Origin of the sequence: Bacteroides caecigallinarum (genome assembly GCF_021530995.1) — a bacterium.
GTDB classification, from domain to species: domain Bacteria; phylum Bacteroidota; class Bacteroidia; order Bacteroidales; family Bacteroidaceae; genus Phocaeicola; species Phocaeicola faecigallinarum.
Genome location: NZ_JADYTF010000331.1, coordinates 1 through 283 on the forward strand (window position 1 = coordinate 1; position 283 = coordinate 283).

A 283-nucleotide genomic window follows, 5' to 3' on the forward strand; every position below is an offset into this window, starting at 1 on the left:
CCTCGCCCGGAATGAGGTAGGCGTGCTTCAGGGTGTACTGGATGCGCTCCACCTGGTCGGGCGTGATGCCGGCCATGAAGCCATACTCGTAATCCATGATGTTGTCGGAGAAGAAGATTTCTCCTGTCGCGGCATCCGTGCGCGTATATTCGATGGTGCCCTGCGTGGCCTCCAGATAAGCGTCCCGGTCGTACCAAGGCGTATCTTCGCAGTAGTCGTCTCCCTCGATATAGACATGTTCCAATCCAAGGAAATGTCCTGCCTCATGGGCGAACGACTTCAC

1 protein-coding gene is annotated in these 283 nt (G+C 56.5%); it reads right to left on the minus strand.

Annotation, left to right across the window (positions count from 1 at the left end; genetic code table 11):
* Positions 1-283: M43 family zinc metalloprotease (locus tag I6E24_RS16890; protein WP_262911948.1), on the minus strand; the 283-nt coding region annotated here is incomplete at both ends.